Below are 252 nucleotides of genomic sequence, written 5' to 3' on the forward strand. Positions count from 1 at the left end.
TGCTTTGGGCGACCCTTATGTTATTTCAGTTTCGCACGGCCATGGCGTGTATAATCTGATTCAAGAAATTTTCGAAACCTTCCCTGAGCCTGAAAAGGAACAGGAAGAAGCGAAACATCCTGTTTTTTCTGTAATCGGCCGCCCAAATGTCGGTATATCGTCGTTTGTAACTGCCATTCTCGGAGAAGAGCTGTTGATTGCATTGTTTATGGCAGGAACGACGCGCGACAGTTTCCATATCTTTTTTGAAAG

The 252-nt window shown here is 44.4% G+C and carries 1 protein-coding gene; it reads left to right on the forward strand.

Annotated features, from left to right (window positions below; genetic code table 11):
- The coding region (locus ACTHS8_RS10880; RefSeq protein ID WP_440373716.1) for a GTPase at positions 1 to 252 on the forward strand (252 nt) is incomplete at both ends.

The sequence above is a fragment of the Neisseria sp. P0016.S008 genome (assembly GCF_051957775.1).
Taxonomy (GTDB): domain Bacteria; phylum Pseudomonadota; class Gammaproteobacteria; order Burkholderiales; family Neisseriaceae; genus Neisseria; species Neisseria flavescens_B.